This window comes from Fimbriimonas ginsengisoli Gsoil 348 (genome assembly GCF_000724625.1).
GTDB classification, from domain to species: domain Bacteria; phylum Armatimonadota; class Fimbriimonadia; order Fimbriimonadales; family Fimbriimonadaceae; genus Fimbriimonas; species Fimbriimonas ginsengisoli.
Map to the genome: position 1 here is coordinate 692,556 of NZ_CP007139.1, position 19,548 is coordinate 712,103.

Annotated in this window: 16 protein-coding genes; 7 read left to right on the forward strand and 9 right to left on the reverse strand. The window is 62.5% G+C overall.

Going from position 1 to position 19,548, the window contains the following annotated elements:
• The first annotated feature begins 46 nt into the window (after positions 1 to 46).
• The 3 genes from OP10G_RS03245 (at position 47) to OP10G_RS03255 (ending at position 4,530) form a co-directional block, all read left to right on the forward strand.
• On the forward strand, positions 47 to 2,749 hold the full coding sequence (locus OP10G_RS03245; protein ID WP_025227314.1) for a S9 family peptidase: 2,703 nt from the start codon (positions 47 to 49) through the stop codon (positions 2,747 to 2,749).
• A gap of 228 nt (positions 2,750 to 2,977) precedes the next feature.
• Complete coding sequence (locus tag OP10G_RS03250) at positions 2,978 to 3,727, forward strand: nucleotidyltransferase family protein (RefSeq protein WP_025227313.1); 750 nt, start codon at positions 2,978 to 2,980, stop codon at positions 3,725 to 3,727.
• Positions 3,728 to 3,768: 41 nt separating this feature from the next.
• Entirely contained in the window at positions 3,769 to 4,530 is a 762-nt protein-coding gene (locus OP10G_RS03255; protein WP_227625048.1) for a sugar phosphate isomerase/epimerase family protein, read from the forward strand.
• 71 nt (positions 4,531 to 4,601) lie between these two features.
• On the opposite strand, the gene OP10G_RS03260 is transcribed toward OP10G_RS03255, so the two are convergent.
• The 3 genes from OP10G_RS03260 to OP10G_RS03270 are packed head-to-tail and all read right to left on the reverse strand — an operon-like array spanning position 4,602 to position 9,683.
• Positions 4,602 to 7,214, reverse strand: a complete 2,613-nt coding sequence (locus tag OP10G_RS03260; protein ID WP_025227311.1) for a polynucleotide kinase-phosphatase — start codon at positions 7,212 to 7,214, stop codon at positions 4,602 to 4,604.
• Complete coding sequence (locus tag OP10G_RS03265; RefSeq protein WP_025227310.1) at positions 7,211 to 8,608, reverse strand: 3' terminal RNA ribose 2'-O-methyltransferase Hen1; 1,398 nt, start codon at positions 8,606 to 8,608, stop codon at positions 7,211 to 7,213. The genes OP10G_RS03260 and OP10G_RS03265 overlap by 4 nt, the downstream gene beginning before the upstream one ends.
• A 49-nt stretch (positions 8,609 to 8,657) precedes the next feature.
• Positions 8,658 to 9,683, reverse strand: a complete 1,026-nt coding sequence (locus tag OP10G_RS03270) for a FecR domain-containing protein (protein ID WP_025227309.1) — start codon at positions 9,681 to 9,683, stop codon at positions 8,658 to 8,660.
• Between the two features lie 270 nt (positions 9,684 to 9,953).
• Here OP10G_RS03270 and OP10G_RS25590 point away from each other — a divergent pair, with 270 nt between their 5' ends.
• From OP10G_RS25590 to OP10G_RS03290, 4 genes are read left to right on the forward strand one after another with little or no spacing between them, the layout of a single operon-like run.
• Complete coding sequence (locus tag OP10G_RS25590) at positions 9,954 to 10,985, forward strand: 2Fe-2S iron-sulfur cluster-binding protein (protein WP_025227308.1); 1,032 nt, start codon at positions 9,954 to 9,956, stop codon at positions 10,983 to 10,985.
• Positions 10,982 to 11,962, forward strand: coding sequence for an FAD binding domain-containing protein (locus OP10G_RS03280; protein ID WP_025227307.1), 981 nt, complete (start codon positions 10,982 to 10,984; stop codon positions 11,960 to 11,962). The genes OP10G_RS25590 and OP10G_RS03280 overlap by 4 nt, the downstream gene beginning before the upstream one ends.
• Positions 11,962 to 14,223 carry a xanthine dehydrogenase family protein molybdopterin-binding subunit gene (locus tag OP10G_RS03285; RefSeq protein ID WP_025227306.1) on the forward strand — a complete coding sequence of 754 codons (2,262 nt, stop codon included), beginning with the start codon at positions 11,962 to 11,964 and terminating at the stop codon, positions 14,221 to 14,223. The genes OP10G_RS03280 and OP10G_RS03285 overlap by 1 nt, the downstream gene beginning before the upstream one ends.
• Positions 14,220 to 15,254 carry an XdhC family protein gene (locus OP10G_RS03290; RefSeq protein WP_025227305.1) on the forward strand — a complete coding sequence of 345 codons (1,035 nt, stop codon included), beginning with the start codon at positions 14,220 to 14,222 and terminating at the stop codon, positions 15,252 to 15,254. The genes OP10G_RS03285 and OP10G_RS03290 overlap by 4 nt, the downstream gene beginning before the upstream one ends.
• Positions 15,255 to 15,401: 147 nt before the next feature.
• Here the strand turns inward: OP10G_RS03290 and OP10G_RS03295 are convergent, their stop codons facing one another.
• The 6 genes from OP10G_RS03295 to OP10G_RS03320 all read right to left on the reverse strand — a co-directional run bounded on the left by OP10G_RS03295 (position 15,402) and on the right by OP10G_RS03320 (position 19,395).
• Positions 15,402 to 16,421 (reverse strand): type IV pilus twitching motility protein PilT, encoded by a 1,020-nt coding sequence (locus tag OP10G_RS03295; RefSeq protein WP_025227304.1) that lies wholly within the window; start codon positions 16,419 to 16,421, stop codon positions 15,402 to 15,404.
• 15 nt (positions 16,422 to 16,436) lie between these two features.
• Positions 16,437 to 16,730: a hypothetical protein gene (locus OP10G_RS03300; RefSeq protein WP_025227303.1), complete on the reverse strand. Its 294-nt coding sequence runs from the start codon at positions 16,728 to 16,730 to the stop codon at positions 16,437 to 16,439.
• Positions 16,727 to 17,293, reverse strand: a complete 567-nt coding sequence (locus tag OP10G_RS23870; protein ID WP_025227302.1) for an RNA polymerase sigma factor — start codon at positions 17,291 to 17,293, stop codon at positions 16,727 to 16,729. The genes OP10G_RS03300 and OP10G_RS23870 overlap by 4 nt, the downstream gene beginning before the upstream one ends.
• Positions 17,294 to 17,366: 73 nt before the next feature.
• Positions 17,367 to 17,936, reverse strand: a complete 570-nt coding sequence (locus OP10G_RS03310) for a DUF2239 family protein (RefSeq protein ID WP_025227301.1) — start codon at positions 17,934 to 17,936, stop codon at positions 17,367 to 17,369.
• Between the two features lie 56 nt (positions 17,937 to 17,992).
• The gene (locus OP10G_RS03315; protein ID WP_025227300.1) at positions 17,993 to 18,862 is read right to left on the reverse strand and encodes an anti-sigma factor family protein; all 870 of its coding nucleotides are present in this window, start codon (positions 18,860 to 18,862) and stop codon (positions 17,993 to 17,995) included.
• On the reverse strand, positions 18,859 to 19,395 hold the full coding sequence (locus tag OP10G_RS03320) for an RNA polymerase sigma factor (RefSeq protein ID WP_025227299.1): 537 nt from the start codon (positions 19,393 to 19,395) through the stop codon (positions 18,859 to 18,861). The genes OP10G_RS03315 and OP10G_RS03320 overlap by 4 nt, the downstream gene beginning before the upstream one ends.
• Positions 19,396 to 19,548: the final 153 nt, after the last annotated feature.

Below are 19,548 nucleotides of genomic sequence, written 5' to 3' on the forward strand. Positions count from 1 at the left end.
TGTCGTCGAAAAGGTTTCGACAGAAAACGCTCGCCATGATAGTCTGGTGCACACCATCTCGCCGGATGGCGAGGGATGGCCATATCTATCCATGCGCTCATATCAGCTCACCCCGACTTTGCATCGCCGGATGGCGCTGCTCGCGTTTTCGGCGACCGCATTGCTCGCCTCCGCTTCGGCCCAGGCGCCGGCTCCCGTGAACCGGGCCAACTGGAAGCTTGCCGACCGATTCAGCAACGAGGCGTTGCGGCCCTATCTTTACAGCACGGGCATGACGCCCGGGTGGATCAACAAGGGGGACACGTTTTGGTATTCGTGGCGCGATGCAGACGGGATCAAGTTCTGGAAGGTCGATTCGCGGGCTCACAAGAAGACTCCCTTATTCGATGCGGCGCACATGGCCGCGCTGCTTAGCGAGTCGACAAAGAAGCCTTACGACACCACGAACCTGCCGATTACCACGGTGACGTTCGACGAAAAGAACGACGACCTGATGCGGTTCACCGTGGAGGGGACCCGCTTCGAGTACGACCTTTCGAAGGACGTGCTGAAGAACCTTGGGGCGGCTCCAAGGGGAGGCGCGGGAACGCCTCCGGCGGGCGGCCAGGGCCGCGGCGGGCGAGGAGGCGGCGGAGGGGGCCAAGGCGGCCCGGGGCGAGGGAGCCAGACCGGGTTCCGCAACTTCTCGCCCGATCGCAAGGCTTACGTGTACGCGATGGACGACAACCTTTACTACGTGGAGGTCGAGAACGATAAGGAAAAACCGCCGGTTCAGTTGACCACCGACGGGGAGAAGTACTACAGCTTCGGGAGCAAGCGCGATCAGGACGAGCAGCGGCAACAGCTCGTGTTGACGCAGCAGCTTCAGCAACAACAGCAACGCCAGCAGGACGACCAGAACGTCGACGACACCAGCCAGACCGGAACCGGCGCGGCGAACCCGAACGAGAAGCGAGTGCGGGCGAACGTGACTTGGTCGAAGGATTCCAAGCGGTTCTACGTCACCCGCCGGGATGAGCGGAAGGTGAAGGACCTGTACCTGGTGAACTCGCTCACCGAGCCTCGGCCGACGCTGATGACCTATCGTTACTCGATGCCGGGGGAGGCCGACGTTCCCCAGACGGAGCTGTTCGTGTTCGACCCCTCCGTGCACCGGCTTCATAAGGTTCCGGTGGACAAATACAAGGACCAGGTCCTCATGAACGTTCATTGGCAAGACAACACCTCGGACTCGTTCCGGTTTGTCCGACGCGACCGGCTGCAGCGCAATCTCGAGCTGTGCGAAGTCGACCTGAAGACGGACGCGGTGAAGACGCTGCTGACCGAGTCGGTTCGAGACACTTCCCTCGAGGTTCAGCCGGTCCGATACGTGAAGCCGGGCGGCGACATGATCTGGTGGTCCGAGCGGTCTGGCTGGGGACACTACTACCTTTATTCGAACGATGGGAAGCTGAAACGAACCCTGACGTCCGGTCCGTTTCGGGCGGACCGGATCGTGGACGTGGATGCGGACAAGGGGACCCTCTTCTTTACCGCGGTCGGGCGCGAGGCGGGGGAAAATCCGTACTACCACCACCTGTACCGCGTAAACCTCGACGGGAAAGGTTTGGCCCTGCTCGATCCGGGCGATGCCGATCATGCTTCGTCGCTTAGCGACGACAAGAAATTCGTCGTGGACGTCTATTCGCGAACCGACAAGGAACCGACGGCGGTGCTCCGAGACGAATCTGGGAAGCAGGTCTTGGAGCTGGAGCACATGGATCTCAGCCGGCTCAAAGAGACCGGATGGAAGATGCCAGAGACGTTCAAGGTGAAGGCAGCGGATGGGGTTACGGACATCTACGGCAATATGTGGAAGCCGGTCGACTTCGACCCGAATCGGAAGTACCCGATCATTGCGAACGTGTACCCGGGTCCCCAGACCGAGAGCGTGAGCACGGCGTTCAGCGCGGCCGCGACGAACCAGCGGTTGGCGCAGCTCGGGTTTATCGTGATTCAGATCGGCAACCGGGGCGGCAATCCGGCGCGTTCGAACGCGTACCAGAGCTACGGCTACTACAACCTTCGAGACTACGGCCTCGCCGACAAGAAGGCAGGGATCGAGCAGCTCGCTTTGCGTTTTCCCTGGATCGACATCGACCGGGTCGGTATCTACGGCCACTCGGGCGGCGGGTTCATGACAGCGGCCGCGCTGATGTCGCCGCCTTACAACGACTTCTTCAAGGTTGGCGTTAGTAGCTCGGGTAACCACGACAACAACGTCTACAACCAGAACTGGAGCGAGCAGTATCACGGACTAAAAGAAGTGCCGGTGAACCCGCCGGCGGCGAGCACGGGTGGAGGGACCGGGCGGACTCCCGACGAAGAAGACGAGTGGGATCTCGGCTTTCCCGACGGACCCGCTCCGGTTCCTCCCGCCGCGCCCCAGGGGGCGACGACCACGACGGCTGGACAGACAAAGCTCGAGATTCACGTTCCGACGAACGCGGAGCTGGCGCCGAACCTAAAGGGGAATCTGTTGCTGGTCCATGGAGACATGGACAACAACGTGCACTACGCGGGCACGGTGCGATTGATGAATGCGTTGATGCGGGCGAACAAGCGGTTCGACTTCCTGCTGATCCCCGGCAAGCCGCACGGATACGGCGACCTCCAGCCATATTTCACTCAGCGAATGATGGAGTACTTCGCCGAGCACCTACTCGGCGACCGATACGGGAGCACGGCGGATATGACCGAGCACAAATAGCGTGGCACGGCGCTTCCAGCCCGTGCGTATCACGACCACCCTGGTCGTATGAACGTAGCATCGGCTCCCAGCCGATGAACCCCACGGCCCTCCCGGCCATGGGAAAAGGGCCAAGGGCAGGATGCCCTTGGGACCCACTGGCAAGATGCCAGTGCCACGTTGGGAACTTAGTATTTGGGGTTGGGAGTCACACCCTTTGCCCTTGTCGAGGCGCTTAGGAAGTGATATTTGAATCCGATTCAACCAACCCGCGAGGCCCGCGTCGACTGGTCACTCCTCGTCTCCGACGAGGAGTGGGAGCTTTACCGACCGGTGCTGGATGCTGCCGACGCGCGGGGGGTGCGCTATGCGTTAGGAGGCGGACTGGCCTTTTCCGAACACTCGTCGCGTGCTCGCAATACGAAGGATATCGACCTCTACATTCTGCCGGCGGACAAAGACCTGGCGATCGAGGCGGTTCTTTCGGCAGGTTTCCACGACCTCTTCGATGAGAAGCCTTACGATCGGTCGTGGATCTACCGGGGCACGCGAGATGGCGTCATCGTAGACCTGATCTGGAGCAGTCCCAACCACCGGATGGATGTGGACGAGTCTTGGCTCGAGAGTGGACCAGCTATCCAGCTTCGGGACCGGGTGATCCGGCTTCTACCGGCGGAGGAGCTGATCTGGGCCAAGCTCTACATCGTCCAAAGAGATCGATGTGACTGGCCTGATCTGCTGAACATCTTGAATGCGGAGGGGGAACACTTAGATTGGAGGCGACTCCTCGCGGAGGTGGGAGAGCGCGACGCGCCGCTCTTGGGAGGGCTGCTCAGCACGTTTCGGTGGTTGTGTCCGGAGACGGCCCAAGCATTTCCAAAGTGGGTCTGGTGCCATCTCGGCCTGATTCCTCCGGATGGAGGACCGCCTTCCCCAGTTGGCGAAGAGCGTGAAAAAATCTTGGACAGCCGGGACTGGTTCGGACCCCAGGCAGCATAGGCTTGTGAACCCATGGGAGACGAAGCGTGAAAATCGGCACGATGAACCATCCTCAGCGAGACGTCGCGCGGGAGATTTACTTACACGCCGAACTCGGAATGGAGTTCATCGATATGACACTCGAGCCGCCAGCCGCGGCTTCTTGGCTAGTGGACGTGAAGGAGATTTGCCGGGCGCTTCATGAGACGGGGTTCGAGGTCGTGGGGCACACCTCTTACTACCTACCGATGGACAGCCCGTTCGAGGAAGTACGCCAAGGAGCGGTGACGGAGTTGAAGCGCTGCCTCCGGATCTTCGGCGAGCTTGGGACGAAATGGATGAACCTTCACCCGGGGCGGTACACGCCGATGCACCCGCGGTCGTTTTACATCCAGCGTAATCTGCAGACCTTCCGCGAACTCGCGCCCCTTGCGCAGGAATGCGGCGTCGGATTGATGATCGAAAACTTACCGGGGGACTACAACAACGCCGATCAGCTTGGCGACCTGCTCGACCCGATGCCCGAGCTTGGCCTGCATCTCGACATCGGCCACGCCAATCTGATGATCCACCCGAATTCGACGGAGCAGATCTTGGAGCGATACGGTGACCGGCTTCGGCACGTCCACATCCACGACAACAAAGGGGGCGACGCAGACCTCCACTTGCCGCTCGGGGCGGGGAATCTGGATTTGGAGAAGCACGTTAGATCGCTGAAGCGGTGCGGCTACGACGGTCCGGTCACGCTGGAGGTATTCACGGAAGATCGGACCTACCTTGTCCACAGCGCCAAGGTACTGCGCGAGGTTTGGGACCGGGTGTAGCGTCGGCGCCCTCGCCGATGATCTGCTGCACACTGATATCAAACATCACATATCAAACATCACCCCCGGACTCAGAGGCGGGGGTCTACCGGTTCGCTCTCTAAGGCCAGTACGCCGAAGGCGCATTCGTGGACTCGGCGGAGAGGCTCTCGGCGGACGAAGCGCTCGAGCCCTTCTACGCCGAGCGCGAACTCGCGCAAGGCGAGAGAGCGCTTGACGCCGAGGCCACGTTTGCGGAGGCGTTGTAGGTTCTCCGGAATCGAATATTCGGGTCCGTAGATGATTCGCAGGTACTCGCGGCCGCGGCACTTTACGGCGGGCTGGATGAGGCCGCGGGCGCCGGTGACGATGAAGTCGAGCGGCTTGACCACCATTCCTTCGCCGCCCTTTCCGGTGAGTTCCTCCCACCAGGCGACGGCAGCGGCGACTTCGTCGGGGTCACCGGTTTGCACCACCCGGTATGGGGTGGCAAAGAGGAGGCCGTCGCCGCAGAAGCGGCCGAGCATTTCCATATGCCATGTGTGCGGCTTGTCCGTGTGCACGGCTCCTTCGGTGGCGAGGAGATGGAAGGGGGCCAATCGGTAGTCGTCGAGCGAGTTAACGGGCCAGCAGTAGCGGCGGTAGCCCTCGACGTAGGCCTCGGCCAGCCCAGCGCGGGCGGCGTTGCGACCGCGAAGCTCGCCCAGCTCCTGATCGTCCAGTCTCGGGGCTTCTAAGAGGGCGGTTGCGGCGCGGTGGGCGTGGATTGCCGCCGCGCCGACAGGCGCATACTGAGTGCGAAGCAGCTCGCGCGCCTTGGCCGACCATGGCATCAGTTCGGCGTCAAGCACCATCCAATCCGTCTCCAGCTCCTCCCAAAGTCCGGCCGAGGAGATCCCTTGGGCAACTCGGCCGAGCAGCTCTTGCTCGACCAACGCATCTTCGAAAAAGCGCCGGCCGGTCCGGGTGATGACGGTTCCCATTCCCTCGCCGAGAACCCCGAATCGCTGCCGCGCGACCTCCTCGTCGCGGCACAATATCACCACCGCCCGCGACCCCATGTGCTTCTCCTCGCACACCACCGTCTCCACTCCGTTGTCACGGTAGTAGGCGATCGCTTCTTCGGGGTATTCGAGGTAACCATCGCGATGCGACGTCTCCGACGGAGACATCGTTGGCGGAAGGTAGACGAGCCATTTCGGATTTACCGCGAACCGGCTGATCGTCTCCAACGCCGCCGTCGCGTTCTCTTCCCGAATCGTCACCACATGCTTCAGGCGGGTTGCTATCAGTCGCTTGCCAGAAACGTCCTCTAGGTCGAGGACGTCGTCGACGACCTGCTGGGCGGAAAGATCGGGCGGCGCGGTCTCCAGGAATGGACGCTTGGACGCGGCATACATCTGGCGGGCCGGCACGGAGACGACTTCCCGCTCCGGATATCGAAGGGCAGTGAGCTTGCCGCCGAAAACACAACCGGTATCGATGTTGATCGTCCCGTTCAGCCATTCGGCTTCGGGAACCGGGGTGTGGCCGTAAACCACCATCGCGGAACCGCGGTAGTCGCTGGCCCAGGGATAGCGGATCGGGAGCCCAAACTCGTCGGTCTCGCCGGTAGTGTCGCCGTACAGGCAGAATTCTTTGACACGGCCGGATGCCCGGCCCTGCATTTCCGCCTTGAGGCCGGCGTGGGCGATGACGAGCTTTCCACCGTCGAGCACTGCGTGACTGACGAGCGAATCGAGGAAGCGAAGCGCGTTCGCCACGAACTCTTCCGGCTGTTTCGCAAGCTGGTCGATCGTTTCTTGCAGCCCGTGACTTATCGATACCGGCCGCCCGCGCAGGTGGCGAATCAGCTTGACATCATGGTTGCCGGGCACGGCCACCGCGGCGCCCGATCGGACCATGCTCATCGCCAGCTTCAGTACCCGCGGGGAATCCGGTCCGCGGTCGACGAGGTCGCCGACGAACGCCAGCATCCGCCCTTCGGGTGGAACGACGTCGTAATAGACCGGCACCGTGTGCATGCCCACGAACGGGCGGCCGCCGACCGGTTCGGTATCGAGCACCCGCGGCTCGGCTAACTCTTCGATTTTGTAGCCCAGCTTATCGAGGAGCTCGAACAGCTCGTCGGCGCAGCCATGAACGTCGCCGACGATGTCGAACGGGCCGGTTAGCTCGCTACGATCCGGCCAGAGCGGCACCCGCTCGATCGCGGCTTCTTCGACGTCTGCCTCACTTCGGAGCCCGAAGACGTACTTGAAACCTTCCCTTTCGAGGCGGCCGTACGCCCGGCGCATGTCCTTGAGCTGGTTCTTGATGACATGAGGGCCGAACTGTCGATCCGGCCGGTCCGCGTTTCGTCGATGACATACCGATTCAGGGAGGTCGAAGACAATCGCCGCGGCCGGAACGTGGAATTCGTCTGCGATTCGCAGCAAAGAACGGCGGGCTCCCTCCTGCACGTTGGTGGCATCGACGACGGTGAGCTTCCCGCGTCGCAGGCGGGTTCGGACGATGAAGTGAAGGAGGTCGAACGCGTCCTCGGTGGCGTCCTGAGCGTTCTCGTCGTCGCTCACCACCCCTCGACAACTATCGCTGCTGACCACCTCGGTCGGCAAGAAGTGCTTTCGACCAAAAGTCGACTTGCCGGATCCAGAAGGCCCGATCAGGAGGACGAGAGAAAGCTTGGGCAGAGTAAGAGTCATATCGCCTGGAAAACCGCCATCTGGCTGGGGGCGCCGAATTGCTCGCTGACGGGACCGATCGGTTGGAACTCGACGGCGTAGCCGTGACGGTCCGCGACTTCACGCGACCAGCTTTCGAACTCGGCACGGGTCCACTCGAACCGGTGATCGGGATGGCGCAGCTTGCCGGGCTCCATCGTTTCGAAAAGCGCGTTGTATTCGCGGTTGGGAGTCGTAACGATCACCCGCCCAGGTCGGGCGAATTCGAACACGGCTCGCTCCATCGACGCGAGCCTTGATGGGTCGAGGTGTTCGATAACCTCGACAATGGCGACCGCGTCGTACCCTTGCAGGCGGCGGTCTCGGTACACGAGCGACCCGTGGATCAGCTTCATCCTGGACGCTTTCCGTTCGGGCTGCCGCTCGAGCCGCAGGCGGAGCTTCGCCTTTTCCAGCGGGGTGATGGAGACATCCATGCCGACGATCTCCTCGAACTGCTTCTCGTTCATGAGGAGCTTCAGCAGCTTTCCCTCGCCGCAGCCGAGGTCGAGGACCCGCTTGGCGCCGCTCGCCTTGAGCACGTCGAGAACGGTGAGCAAGCGCTGATCGTGCAGTGAAATCGGCCGCTCGACCGCCTCCTCTTGCGCATCGCCGGCAGCTTCTTGCTCTTCGGGTTCGACCAAGCCATCGATTTCGCTAAGGCGGTCCAGCGCCTCTCGGGTCAGCGTCCGATCGCGTTTTAGATAGCGGCGAGAAATCTCTTCCCTTAACGGATGCGTCGCCAACCACGCGCCGCCGCGCAGCAATAGCTTGTCGACCTCGGCCCGGCCGATGTAGTAGTGCTTCCGGTCGTCAAGAACCGGGATCAAAACGTACAGGTGCTTCAGCAAATCCTGCAGCTTGACCTCTCCTTCCAATACCAACCGGTAGTAAGGCGACTCGCCCCACTCGGGGAATTGGTCGTCCAGCGGGAGCCGCTCGACGGTTACCTCGTAACCTAGCGGCTTGAACAGCTCCTTCAGGAATCGCTCGCCCCCTCTTGCCGGGAGGACGGGGATCTCCGCTCTCAGCGGGATGGGGGTCTCGGCCAATTCGGGACGCTCTTTGCTCGTGCCGCTCATGGCGGTACCGAAGAACTCGGCTATCGCCGAGCTGAGAAAAGACGACGCCACGTACGGCCGGTCGTTTACGTACTGGTCGAACTGTCCACCCCCCGGACCGCTGCCTCGCACCAGTGCCACCGGGTCGACTTCGACGAGAACCGCCACCGTGCACCGCTCCTCGGTCGCTTCCGGATAGAAGAGGTGCGCCCGGCCCATCGACAGCTCGGCGTGCTGCGCCCGTTCGGGGTTCTTACGCAGCAGGTATCCCAATTCCGTCGCCGGCCGGTGGGTGGTGGTGATGGTGAGCAGCATTGAGCGCGTGGAAGCGTACCGGAGGCAGCAGCTTTTGGGGCTACTTTGGCTAATTCAGAGCTTTTGCCGACGGGAGGATCGCGTCCCGCCACTTGCGAAGAGTCGCGGGATTCAATGAGGACATCTCTTTGGCGGTCGTTCCCTCCGGCAGCGGAACCATTCGGCGGAGCGCTTGGATGAGAGCGGTCCGGTTGTACGGTGGAATTCGCGGGACCAGGTGCCAAAGGGTCAGCGCATCTTCTTTTCGGGCGCCGGCGACCGTCTGGCTCAGGGCGAGCTCGTCGAAGTTATTCCGGTCAAGGCGCTGGACCGCATCGCGGAAGTCCGGGGAGGCATCGTCGAAGATTGGGGTTCCGACCCCAATTTTTGCTTCGCTCCGGCAAGACGCTCCTTCCGGGACGATCGAGGTCATTACCTTGGATTGGAGGATCACGAACCCCAAGCGGACGTGCAAGCGGGTCGCGCCGTCAGATTCCGTCGCCAAAGTGTACGCACATCCCATATCGACGGCGGTCGCGGTCGGAGTCTCGACGACGAACATCCTCGGCGGCGTGCTGACGAACGCTTCGATCATCCCCTTCATCAGCTTCAGTCGGCGCTCGTTCGGCTGGGCTTGCACGAGTTGAACCTCCGAATTCGGCTTGACGTTGACGTGCCCCTTCCCTTCCAAATCGATTTGCGCCGCCGATCGCCCGTCGGTTTGGATACACTGCCCCGGCTCGAATCGGCCAATCTCGACAACCGGTTTGCCTTCGAGTAGAGGCGAACCTTGTAGCTTGGCAACGGTAAGCGGGCGGTCGGGGGTGTACCAGAGCCAAACGGCCAGGACGAGAACGGTGGCCACCGCCGCCACGGATGTGTAGTTCCAATACCGGGGCGGCTTTCGTGTTATTTCGGTCGAGACGGCGGCTTCCGGCATGAACTTGAGCGCGCGGTGGACCGAGGCCAGTTCTCGGTATTCCTCCCGGCACTGCTCACACGATTTCAGATGCCGGCAAACACGGAGCTTTTCGCCTTCGGTCAGCTCATTGTGCAGATAGGCCACGAGGAGGGTGGAAACGTGGCGGTTTATCATCGTCCGTCCCTCATGAGCACGGTTCCTTTAACGTCGCCGGGAAGGTCGGCGTCGCCTTGCGAGCAATAACCGGCAATTGGAGCGACAAAGCCGCAACCTTTCGGCGGTAGCTCGAACTGATCCGGCCTCTTAACCTCCCCTCGCATACCGATTCAGCGTACGAGAAGGAACTGGCGGGGAGTTTCTTCGATCAATGCTTACGTCGAAGTTAGGCTCGCCGCGTCCCAAATGCGGGCGCAGAAAATGCCGGCAAAGGGAGAAGCACGACCGATGGAAAGTGGAATCGGGATCGAGGCCGCAACAGTAGCGGTCGGCGACAAAGCACCGGACCTGGAATTATCGGAAGGGGTTTGGCTGAGCGATTTCAGAGGCTCGCCGCTCGTACTCGCCTTCTTTCCCGATGACTGGGATCCAGCGCGAACAAGCCAGCTAGGCGTATATCAAGAGCTTCTGGAGAACCTTCCCGACCATCCCCGCCTCGTGGGGATCAGCTTGCGCGGAGACTGGTACGACGTCGAGATCCAAGGTGAAGTCCCGGTCCGCTTTCCTCAGCTTTCTTCGGACGGAGATCTCGGTCGGCGCTTCGGCGTCACGGGACGGCAGGCGCTGTTCCTCATCGACTCGGACGGCGTCGTTCGCTGGAGTCACGCTTCGCCTGTGGGCGTCCACCCAAGAGTCGACGAGGTCGAACGGGCGCTGCAAGAGCTGACGGCGAAGCCGGGAATCTCACGGCGCGAGCTGCTCGTCGCCACGGTTGCCGTTACGGTGGCTTTGACCGTGCTCCCCGGGATCTCGAACGCGGCTGGAGTGGCGAAGCGGAAGTCGGGTGGGCGAACGATCACCCTTAACGTGAACGGCAGCGACTATAAGATTGACGCCGATCCGCGGGTAACGCTACTCGACGCGCTTCGCGAACGGATGGGGCTCCCCGGCACCAAGAAGGGTTGCGATCATGGGCAGTGCGGCGCCTGCACGGTTCACGTCAACGGGCGGCGCGTCAATTCTTGCCTGATGCTCGCGATGCAAGCCGAAGGAGCCAAGGTTCGGACGATCGAAGGGCTGGCAAATGGGGACGCGCTCCACCCGGTGCAGGCGGCGTTCATCAAACACGACGGATTCCAATGCGGCTACTGTACTCCCGGGCAGATCATGTCGGCGGTCGCATGTATCCAAGAGGGACACGCGGGAAGCGACGAAGATATCCGGGAGTTCATGAGTGGGAATATCTGCCGGTGCGGGGCTTACCCGGGCATTTGCGCGGCAATTAAAGAGGCGCGGGAAGGGATGGGAGGAGCACGGTGAAGCCGTTCGAATACCAGCGCGCAGGCAACGTAGGAGAGGCGATCCGCGATGTCGCGCGAGACCATGGGGCGAAGTTTCTCGGCGGAGGAACGAACCTGATCGACCTGATGAAGTACAACGTCGAGCAGCCCGACCGGCTCATCGACATCACCCACCTTCGGCTCGACCGGATCGAGAAGCTTCCGAACGGAGGCCTCCGGATCGGGGCGTTGGTGCGAAACAGCGACCTCGCCGAAGATTCCCGCATCAAGCGCGACTATGCGGTGCTCTCCCAAGCCTTGCTTGCCGGCGCGAGCCCCCAGCTCCGGAACATGGCGACCACGGGCGGCAACTTGCTCCAGCGGACCCGGTGCTACTACTTCTACGATACGGCCTTCCCGTGTAACAAACGGGAGCCGGGGAGCGGGTGCAGCGCAGTGGGAGGATTCAACCGGATCCACGCGATCCTTGGACAAAGCGACGCCTGCATCGCGGTTCATCCGAGCGACATGGCGGTGGCGATGGCGGCGCTTGACGCGGTGATTCAGGTCGAGGGTCCTCGTGGTAAGCGGGCCATTCCGGTCCTGGAATTCCACCGGCTTCCCGGCACGACGCCGCACGTCGACACGAACCTGGCCCGAGACGAGATCATTACCGCGGTCGATCTGCCGGCGCCAACGGGACGGTCGGCTTACCTCAAGGTGCGGGACCGAAATTCGTACGCTTTCGCCCTCGTTTCGGTCGCGGCCGGGTTGGAAACCGACGGTTCGACCATCCGGCACGCCCGGCTCGCCCTGGGAGGGGTTGCGCACAAGCCTTGGCGCGCGCAGGAGGCCGAGCGGTCGCTCCAGGGGCAACCGGCGAATGAAGAGAGCTTCCGCCACGCGGCCGAGGTCGCGCTGGCGGGGGCGAAGGGGTACGAGCACAACAGCTTTAAGATCGAGCTTGCCAAGCGCTCGATCGTAAAGGCATTTCGCGGGCTGACGGAGGTGGCGTGATGGCCCAGAACGAACAGAAGAAGGGGGTCGTCGGACAGCCGCTCGACCGGGTCGACGGCAAGCTGAAGGTCACGGGAGGCGCACGTTACGCCTCCGAGTTCGAGGCGCCGAATCTGGCGCACGCGGTTCTGGTGCAGAGCACCATCGCCAAGGGCCGAGTGACACGGATCGACACTCGCGAGGCCGAACGGTCGCCCGGCGTGGTCGCGGTCATCACCTTCGAGAACATGCCGAAGGCGGCGAGGCCCACGAACCCGCCGGGTGGGCAGACGATCCCCCTGCTTAGTCCAGACATCAAGTATTCAGGTCAGAACCTTGCGGTGGTCGTGGCCGACACGCTTGAGGAGGCGCAGTATGGAGCGGAATTGGTCCGAGTCGAATACGCGGCCGAGCCGCCGGATACGGATTTCGAGAAGCACCTCGATCAGGCATTCGCCCCGCGTTCCGCTCGCGGGAACACAAAGCGCGGGGATTTCGCCGCCAACATCGGCGGGGCGACGAAGAAGCTCGATCAGGTCTATCGAACGCCGATCGAGCATCACAACCCAATGGAGCCGCACGCGACGGTAGCGGTTTGGGGTCCCGACGGACTGCTCGCCTACGACGCGACCCAGGGGGTTTCGAACAGCCAAAGGAACCTGGCCGAGGAGTTCGGCTTGCCGCAAGACAAAGTCCACGTGATCAATCCGTTCGTTGGGGGCGGCTTTGGCTGCAAGGGGCAGGCTTGGCCACATTCGCCGATCGCGGCGATGGCCGCGAAAGCCGTCGGACGTCCGGTGAAGCTGACGCTCACTCGGCGGCAAATGTTCACGTCGAACGGGCACCGGCCACCGACGCATCAAAAGGAGGTGATCGGTACCGACGCGGGCGGCAAGCTCGTAGCCTTGCAGCACCAGAGCGTCAACCACACTTCGGAGGCCGACATTTTCCAGGAGCCGACCGGCTCGGTGGTGGGAATGCTCTATTCGTGCCCGAACGTCGAAGTGGAGCACAAACTTGTGCGCGTGAACGTCGGCGCTCCGACTTATCAGCGGGCTCCCGGGGAATCGACCGGCTCGTTCGCCCACGAGACGGCGATGGATGAACTGGCGTGGGAGCTGGGGATCGATCCGGTCGAGCTAAGGCTACGGAATTATGCGGAGAAGGACGAGTCGGAAGACAAGCCGTTCTCCAGCAAGTCGCTTCGCGAGTGTTACGAGCAGGCTTCGGCACACTTCGGATGGTCGAGGCGAAACCCGAAGGTCGGCTCGATGCGCGACGGCAACTTCCTGGTGGGATATGGAATGGCGACAGCGTCGTATCCCGCCAACTTCTGGCCAGCGGCGGCGAAGGCACGGATGCTTGCGGACGGGCGGGTGCAGATCATGTGCGGCACTCAAGACCTGGGGACCGGCACCTACACGATCCTGACCCAGATCGCGGCCGACGGGGTGGGCGTACACCCGAGCCAAGTGCGGGTGGAGATCGGCGACAGCTTTCTGCCGGGAGCCCCGGTCTCCGGTGGCTCTTGTTCGGCCGCGAGCGCCGGAAGCGCGGTCCAGCTCGCCGCCGAGGCGTTGAGGGGAGCGGTGATCGCCTATGCCACCGGCGATGCCAATTCGCCGCTGGGCGGCCTTTCCGCTCAAGACCTCGACGTGAAAGACGGGCGCGTCTTCTCTAAGGCAAACCCATCCAAGGGGATCACCTACCCGGAGATCCTAGCCAAGTACGGGAAGACGGTGGTCGAGCAGCAGGCGTTCGCTCGCCCGGGAATCGAGCGCGGCCCCTCCGGCCCCAGGACCAACCAGGGCCAAGCGCAGGGAGATAAGGGGAAAGGCGAAGGTTATTCCATGCATGCCTTCGGCGCGCAATTCTGTGAGGTGCACATCGACCCGGATATCCGCATGGTAAGGGTCGCTCGCTGGACCGGGGCATTCGGTATCGGCAAGGTGTTGAACGAGAAGACGGTTCGGAGCCAGCTGCAGGGCGGCATCGTTTGGGGAATCGGAATGGCGCTGCTCGAAGAGTCGCTACTTGACCCTCGGTATGGGCGATTTGTGAATTCGAACCTCGCGGAGTACCATGTCCCTGTCAACAAAGATGTGCCGCCAATCGAAATCCTGCTGATGGACGAGAAGGACTCGGTTGTGAGCCCGGTTGGGGCGAAGGGAGCGGGGGAGATCGGCATCACGGGAGCGGCGGCCGCCATCGGAAATGCGATCTACCACGCCACCGGTAAGCGGGTGCGAGACTTGCCCATAACGCTCGACAAAATTCTGTGAAAGAACAAATCGATCTGATTAAAGAGTGGCGCCGGCTTCCCGCCGGTAGCCCGATCGTGCTGGTGACGGTCGTCGCCACGCAGGGCTCGACCTACCGCCGGCCCGGCGCGCGGATGCTGCTGACTCCCGAGGGTTGGGCCGCCGGTTCGATCAGCGGCGGCTGCCTGGAAGGGGACGTCGTCCGCACAGCCTGGGAGCGGACGGAAAACGGCCCCGCGCTGGTGACGTACGATGCCAGCGCGGACGACGATATCGTCTGGGGTTTCGGGCTGGGCTGTAACGGAATCGTTCAGGTCCTTATGGAGCGGATCCCCGCCGATGGCGGCGTATTGGCTTTTCTCGCCGACTGCATTGAGAATCGTCGTTCCGGAGTGGTGGCGACGGCGGTAACGGAGGGTCCACGGCTCGGGGAGCATCGGTACGAGGTTCCCGAGGATGACTCCGTCGCATGGCTCGTGGAGCGGATCGACCCGCCGCGCTCGCTGGTGATCTTCGGGGCGGGACACGACGCGATACCTCTCGTGTCGATGGCCAAGTCGGTCGGTTGGCATGTGTCCGTGGTCGACGGCCGGTCCGCCTACGCCCGGACCGACCGTTTTCCCGGCGCGGATGCGGTGATCACGGCGCCGCCGCATCGAGCGGGCGACATCGGATACGACGAGCGCACGGCCGTCGTCCTCATGACCCACAACTACCTCCACGATTTGGAGCTTCTTCGCGTGGTCCTGCCATCGCGGGCCGGGTACGTCGGCCTGCTCGGCCCCCACCGCCGAGCGCAAAAACTGCTCGGCGAGCTGCGTCGCGAGGGGTATTCCCCGTCAGAGGCCGAGTTGGCCAAGCTCCACGCTCCGATCGGCCTCGACATCGGGGCCGAAGGGGCCGATGAAATCGCCCTCGCGGTCGTCTCCGAGATCCAAGCCTTCTTCGCCTCCCGCCCCGCCGGCCACCTCCACGGCTTTTCGGAGCCGCTCCACCCGCCCCAAACGCTGCTGGTCGCTAGCAATCGCCAGTCGATTAGTTGCGACATGTGACTCCGGTGGCCCCCTCTCCCTCCTTCGGATGTATGTGCCGAACGAGGGAGAGGGGGTTGGGGGTGAGGGAGAGTCTGGTGTACCTTCGGTACACCAGACCATGGGCGGGCCGCCCATGGGTACACACGGGCGAGCCGCCCGTGCCACCTAAGCCCGGTGGATGCTGGCCGCTTCCTCCGTAACCTCGCCAGCGGCAACAAGAGTGTCGAGGGTCGCGTTGAGCGATTGGCAATCGGGGTCGGTGCCTTGCAACTCTTCAAGTCGAGCCAAGTCGCCGGTAAGGAGAGCTTCGCGGGTAGCGGGGTTTGCGGAGATCCAGGAGTAGGCGGGGACGCGGCCGGAGCGCTGGGCGCGGGGGAAGAGGCGTTGAGAGGTCACGGCCACCAGGTTCTGGGCGAGAGAGCGGCGCAATGCTTCGGCCTCCGAGCCGGCGGAGCCGAGAAGCCGCTGAAGTGCGTCCACGACGCTGTCCGCGTGCATGTTGGCGATCACCAGATGGCCGGTTTCTGCGAGGATCAGCATCTGCCGAAGCGCCTCCGCAGTCGGAATATCGTCGAGGGCGACGACGTCCAAATCCGCCTGTTGAGCGATCTCCAGCGCCCTCGTGTAGCTGTCGCAATCCTGGCCAACGTGGAGTTGGGTCACGAGGCTCTGCTTGCTGCCAAACCGAAAGTTCGGATGAGACTCCACCACGAACAGCCGGGCGGCCTTCTCCCCGTTGATCTTGTCGAGGATGGAGCACACGGTGGTCCACTTTCCGCTACCGGTCGGGCCGGTGACGAGGACGAGCCCGCGGGAGGTTTCGGCAATGCGATTCATAAGCGGCAGCGCGCCTTCGCCAATCTGCTCCAGGGGAGGAACTCCATTCGAGAGCATGCGGAAAGTCGCCGCGATTCCGTCGTCGCCGGACCGGAAGAAGATCCCGACGAATGCGAGATCCCCGTGGATGACGGTCTTCTCGACCGGCAGCCCGGAATCGACCCGGATTTTCGCCTCCATCGGCAGCACCGGTTCGAGAATGGCGGAGAGGACCGCTCGGTCGAGCGGCTGCATGTCGAGGCGGACCAACTTGCCGGCGATTCGTACGCACGGGGTTTCGCCAGACGCGAGGTGGAGATCGGACGCTTTTCGTTCCTTGGCTTCGTCGAAGAGGGTGGTCAGGTTCATGGCATTCACTCGAAGTTATTGAAGTCGGATGAGCCCTTCGCTCGGGGCGAAGGGGGCAATGCGGACGGCGGGGCGGCTGGTCAGCTCCAAGCGGAGGCGGAGCATCTCCTCGTGAAGACGGAGCGTTGTGAGGCGCAGCTCGCCCATTTCCTGGCGCATGGATCGCAGCTCCGCCAAAAGCTCGCCCGCTTCGGATGCGGGGTGCGCAACGCCTCCAATCGCGGAAGCGACGCGGGCGGTTAGGTCGGTGGTCTCCACCGACCAGGCGGAGGCCAAGTTATCGGCGAAGAGGTTGTCGTCTTGATTCATTGTCGTAGCTCCAAGAGGTCGTCGTTCCAGGCGGCGAGCCGCCCTCGCAATATCGAGATCGCGTGATTCTTGCGGCTTGCGACGGTGCCGGCGGGAATCTCCAACGCGGCGGCGATCGCGTCGTAGCTCATCCCCTCGTAGACCGAGAGAACGAGGACGGCTCGGTGGCTTTGCGGCAACTCCATCACCGCGTCTCGCACCGCTTGGGCGAGCGCCGTCTTCTCTACCCGCGCATCCAAGGATTCGCCAGGCGTTCCAAAGTCGGCGTCGAGAGGTTCATGGATCCGCTCGCCGAGCAGGTCCAGGCATTGGCGATAGGCGCTCTTGAGCAGCCAGGCGCCAAGCTGGCCGCACGATCGGAACGTACCGCGACTCTCCCAGAGTCGGAGGAACGCGCCGACCGCCACGTCGGCGCCGCGAGCGGAATCGCCCCCAAGCATCCGGGTGGCAAACCGCTGAAGCCGATGCTGATGCCGTCGAACGATCCGGTCGAAGGCGGCGGTATTTCCTGCCGCTGCCTTCTCCATCAAACTATCGTCGCTCTCGTCGTCGTGGATCACCATTGCCTCGCTGCATGGTTAACGGTTTTCGAGGCCGGTTCCTTCACAGAATTTGCTGGATGACAAACGGGACGGTCTAACGACTTGTCAGCAGCTTATTGGCGTGTTCGCGAATGTCTGCGGGCCAAGCAGCGGTTAGTTCGCCGAACCTGACCTGGTCTTCAGCGAAAAGAGCTCGGCTGGCTTCTTCGAAGTTCGGGAGATTGCCGGCCATCGAGGAGAGAAAGCGGTACGTCGCTTCGATGGCTTGACGAGCCCGGTCTTTGTCGACCGACGACCGCATCGCATCGTGAACCAGTTTTCGCAGGGCAACGGAAGCGCCGCCGGATTGGGCGTTCAACCAATCCCAATGACTCTGCAGCAAAGTGACCTCACGTGGAACGACCCCCAGCTTCGGGCGACCCGGTCCCCTAGGTGGTTCGGCGGCGGGGGCGTACCGCTGCCGAACGTCGTCCGACGTCCCCCGAACGTCGATGTCGAATTGAGCGCCCGTGAAGTCGTCGAAGATCAGAATCGGAAGTGATTCTCCTCTACCAACCTCTTCCTTAACCGTCAAGGCGACCTCCCAAAGCTCGCCGGATGCAATCTGCCTTTCTCCGGCAAATGCCGTACAGGCTCTAGCCTGCGATTCTATCTCGTAACTCATGTCGACCAAGTTTTACCCGGACAAAATACCGCATGTCAATATTATCCGGGTAAAAACTAAGTCGGAGAAAAAATGCCCGGTTTGATCGGCTGGTTGAACTCGAATTGGAGCGTGCCTTCGGTCTCCCAGCGGCCGTCGACCTGTTTTTGCTGCTCACCTTTGACCGGGAGCGAGCTCTCCGGGTCGAGGAGGAAGATGGTTCGGAGTGGACTTCCGTCGAGGCCACGATCGCGCACGATCAGGGCTCGATAGTTTGTCCCGTGCCAGGAGACGCCATCTTCGGTTTCAACGGCGACGCCGTTGATCCGCACGATCCCACTCAGCATCACTTCGAGGGTGGGAACCCGGCAGAGAGATACCGCTTGAGCCGGGAGCTGGCCCTGGCCGGCCCGGATCAAACGCATCCCATGATGCTCGAGGATGGCGGTGGTCCCTCCCGCTTCGTCCCAGCGGCTCGTCGAACCGTCGCGCCAGATTTCGCGCTGAGTCATCATCTTCTCGTGATCGGTGGGCTTGTACCAGCGGCATGTCATGTGAAGGGTCCGGCTTTGCCGTACCGCGGTCTCCATCCTATCTAGAATCTCACCTGCCGGATCGTGCCTCGGCCAACAGATATATGCCCCAGAGGCAACCGCCATCGCGGCGGCCAGAGCGGGCAAACCCCACCGAATCTTGGGCCTCCGGTGAAGGATTCCGCCTTTCGACGCGGCTTCCCGAAGTGCCGACAAGACGCGCGATCGCAAGTCGTGCGAAGCGGTGTCCCCTCGAAGGGCGATCAAGGCCACGCCCGAGTCTCGCAACGTCTCTAACTCGTGGCGGCATTCGTCGCAGCGAGCGACGTGTCGCTCCAGCAGCCGCGCATCGCTTGCGGCGAGATCGCCATCCAAGTACGGAGCCAACAAGGAGCGGAAGTCGAAACAGTTCAATACGACTCCCCCGATTCAAAGCCTGGCATCAGGGTGCGCATACGAATCAAGCCTTCGAAAACCCAATACTGGACGGTGCCGGTCGGCACGCCCAGCACGGCGGCGGCCTCGCGATACTTCAACCCTTCGACCTTAACCAGGAGGAGCGATTCCCTGAGGTTATGCGGAAGTTGCAACAGCGCCTCTTCCAGGGAGATGGCGTCGGCGGTTGCAGTCATGCGCGGATCGTTTGTTGGGACGTCCACGAGAATCGGCATCGTGCGAGGGGCCGATCGCCGGATTTCCCGACGGCAACAGTCGAGCGCCAGCCGGTAGAGCCATGTCCCGAGCGCGGAGCGCCCTTCGAATTTTTGACGGCTTCGGAACGCGGCGACGAAAGTCTCCTGCGCGAGGTCTTCCGCCTCGGCGCGGCAGCCGCTCAAACGATAACAAATACGAAACACACTATCCCCATAGACCCGGAACACAGCCTCGAACCCCTCGGGATCGCCCCGTTGGAATTTCTCGACCCATTGCTGCTCTAATTCCTTCATCGGCCTCCCTCGGCTTCGCCGGTCGGCAGCACGACGAGCGGTGACACTCGCGAACCGTAGAACGACATTTTAGGGGCTCACCGTGAAACTAGGGCCTCTTACCCTTAAGGGCGCCTTGGAGGCGTTCGTAAGTTAGTTGTGCTAACCGCCACG

What these genes read in the sequence shown, in the direction of transcription:
- OP10G_RS03310 (WP_025227301.1), bottom strand. Translation starts at nt 17,936, where the DNA reads ATGAGTTACGAGATAGAATCGCAGGCTAGAGCCTGTACGGCATTTGCC.
- OP10G_RS25590 (WP_025227308.1), top strand. Translation starts at nt 9,954, where the DNA reads ATGGAAAGTGGAATCGGGATCGAGGCCGCAACAGTAGCGGTCGGCGAC.
- OP10G_RS23870 (WP_025227302.1), bottom strand. Translation starts at nt 17,293, where the DNA reads ATGGTGATCCACGACGACGAGAGCGACGATAGTTTGATGGAGAAGGCA.
- OP10G_RS03285 (WP_025227306.1), top strand. Translation starts at nt 11,962, where the DNA reads ATGGCCCAGAACGAACAGAAGAAGGGGGTCGTCGGACAGCCGCTCGAC.
- OP10G_RS03300 (WP_025227303.1), bottom strand. Translation starts at nt 16,730, where the DNA reads ATGAATCAAGACGACAACCTCTTCGCCGATAACTTGGCCTCCGCCTGG.
- OP10G_RS03270 (WP_025227309.1), bottom strand. Translation starts at nt 9,683, where the DNA reads ATGATAAACCGCCACGTTTCCACCCTCCTCGTGGCCTATCTGCACAAT.
- OP10G_RS03265 (WP_025227310.1), bottom strand. Translation starts at nt 8,608, where the DNA reads ATGCTGCTCACCATCACCACCACCCACCGGCCGGCGACGGAATTGGGA.
- OP10G_RS03320 (WP_025227299.1), bottom strand. Translation starts at nt 19,395, where the DNA reads ATGAAGGAATTAGAGCAGCAATGGGTCGAGAAATTCCAACGGGGCGAT.
- OP10G_RS03295 (WP_025227304.1), bottom strand. Translation starts at nt 16,421, where the DNA reads ATGAACCTGACCACCCTCTTCGACGAAGCCAAGGAACGAAAAGCGTCC.
- OP10G_RS03260 (WP_025227311.1), bottom strand. Translation starts at nt 7,214, where the DNA reads ATGACTCTTACTCTGCCCAAGCTTTCTCTCGTCCTCCTGATCGGGCCT.
- OP10G_RS03255 (WP_227625048.1), top strand. Translation starts at nt 3,769, where the DNA reads ATGAACCATCCTCAGCGAGACGTCGCGCGGGAGATTTACTTACACGCC.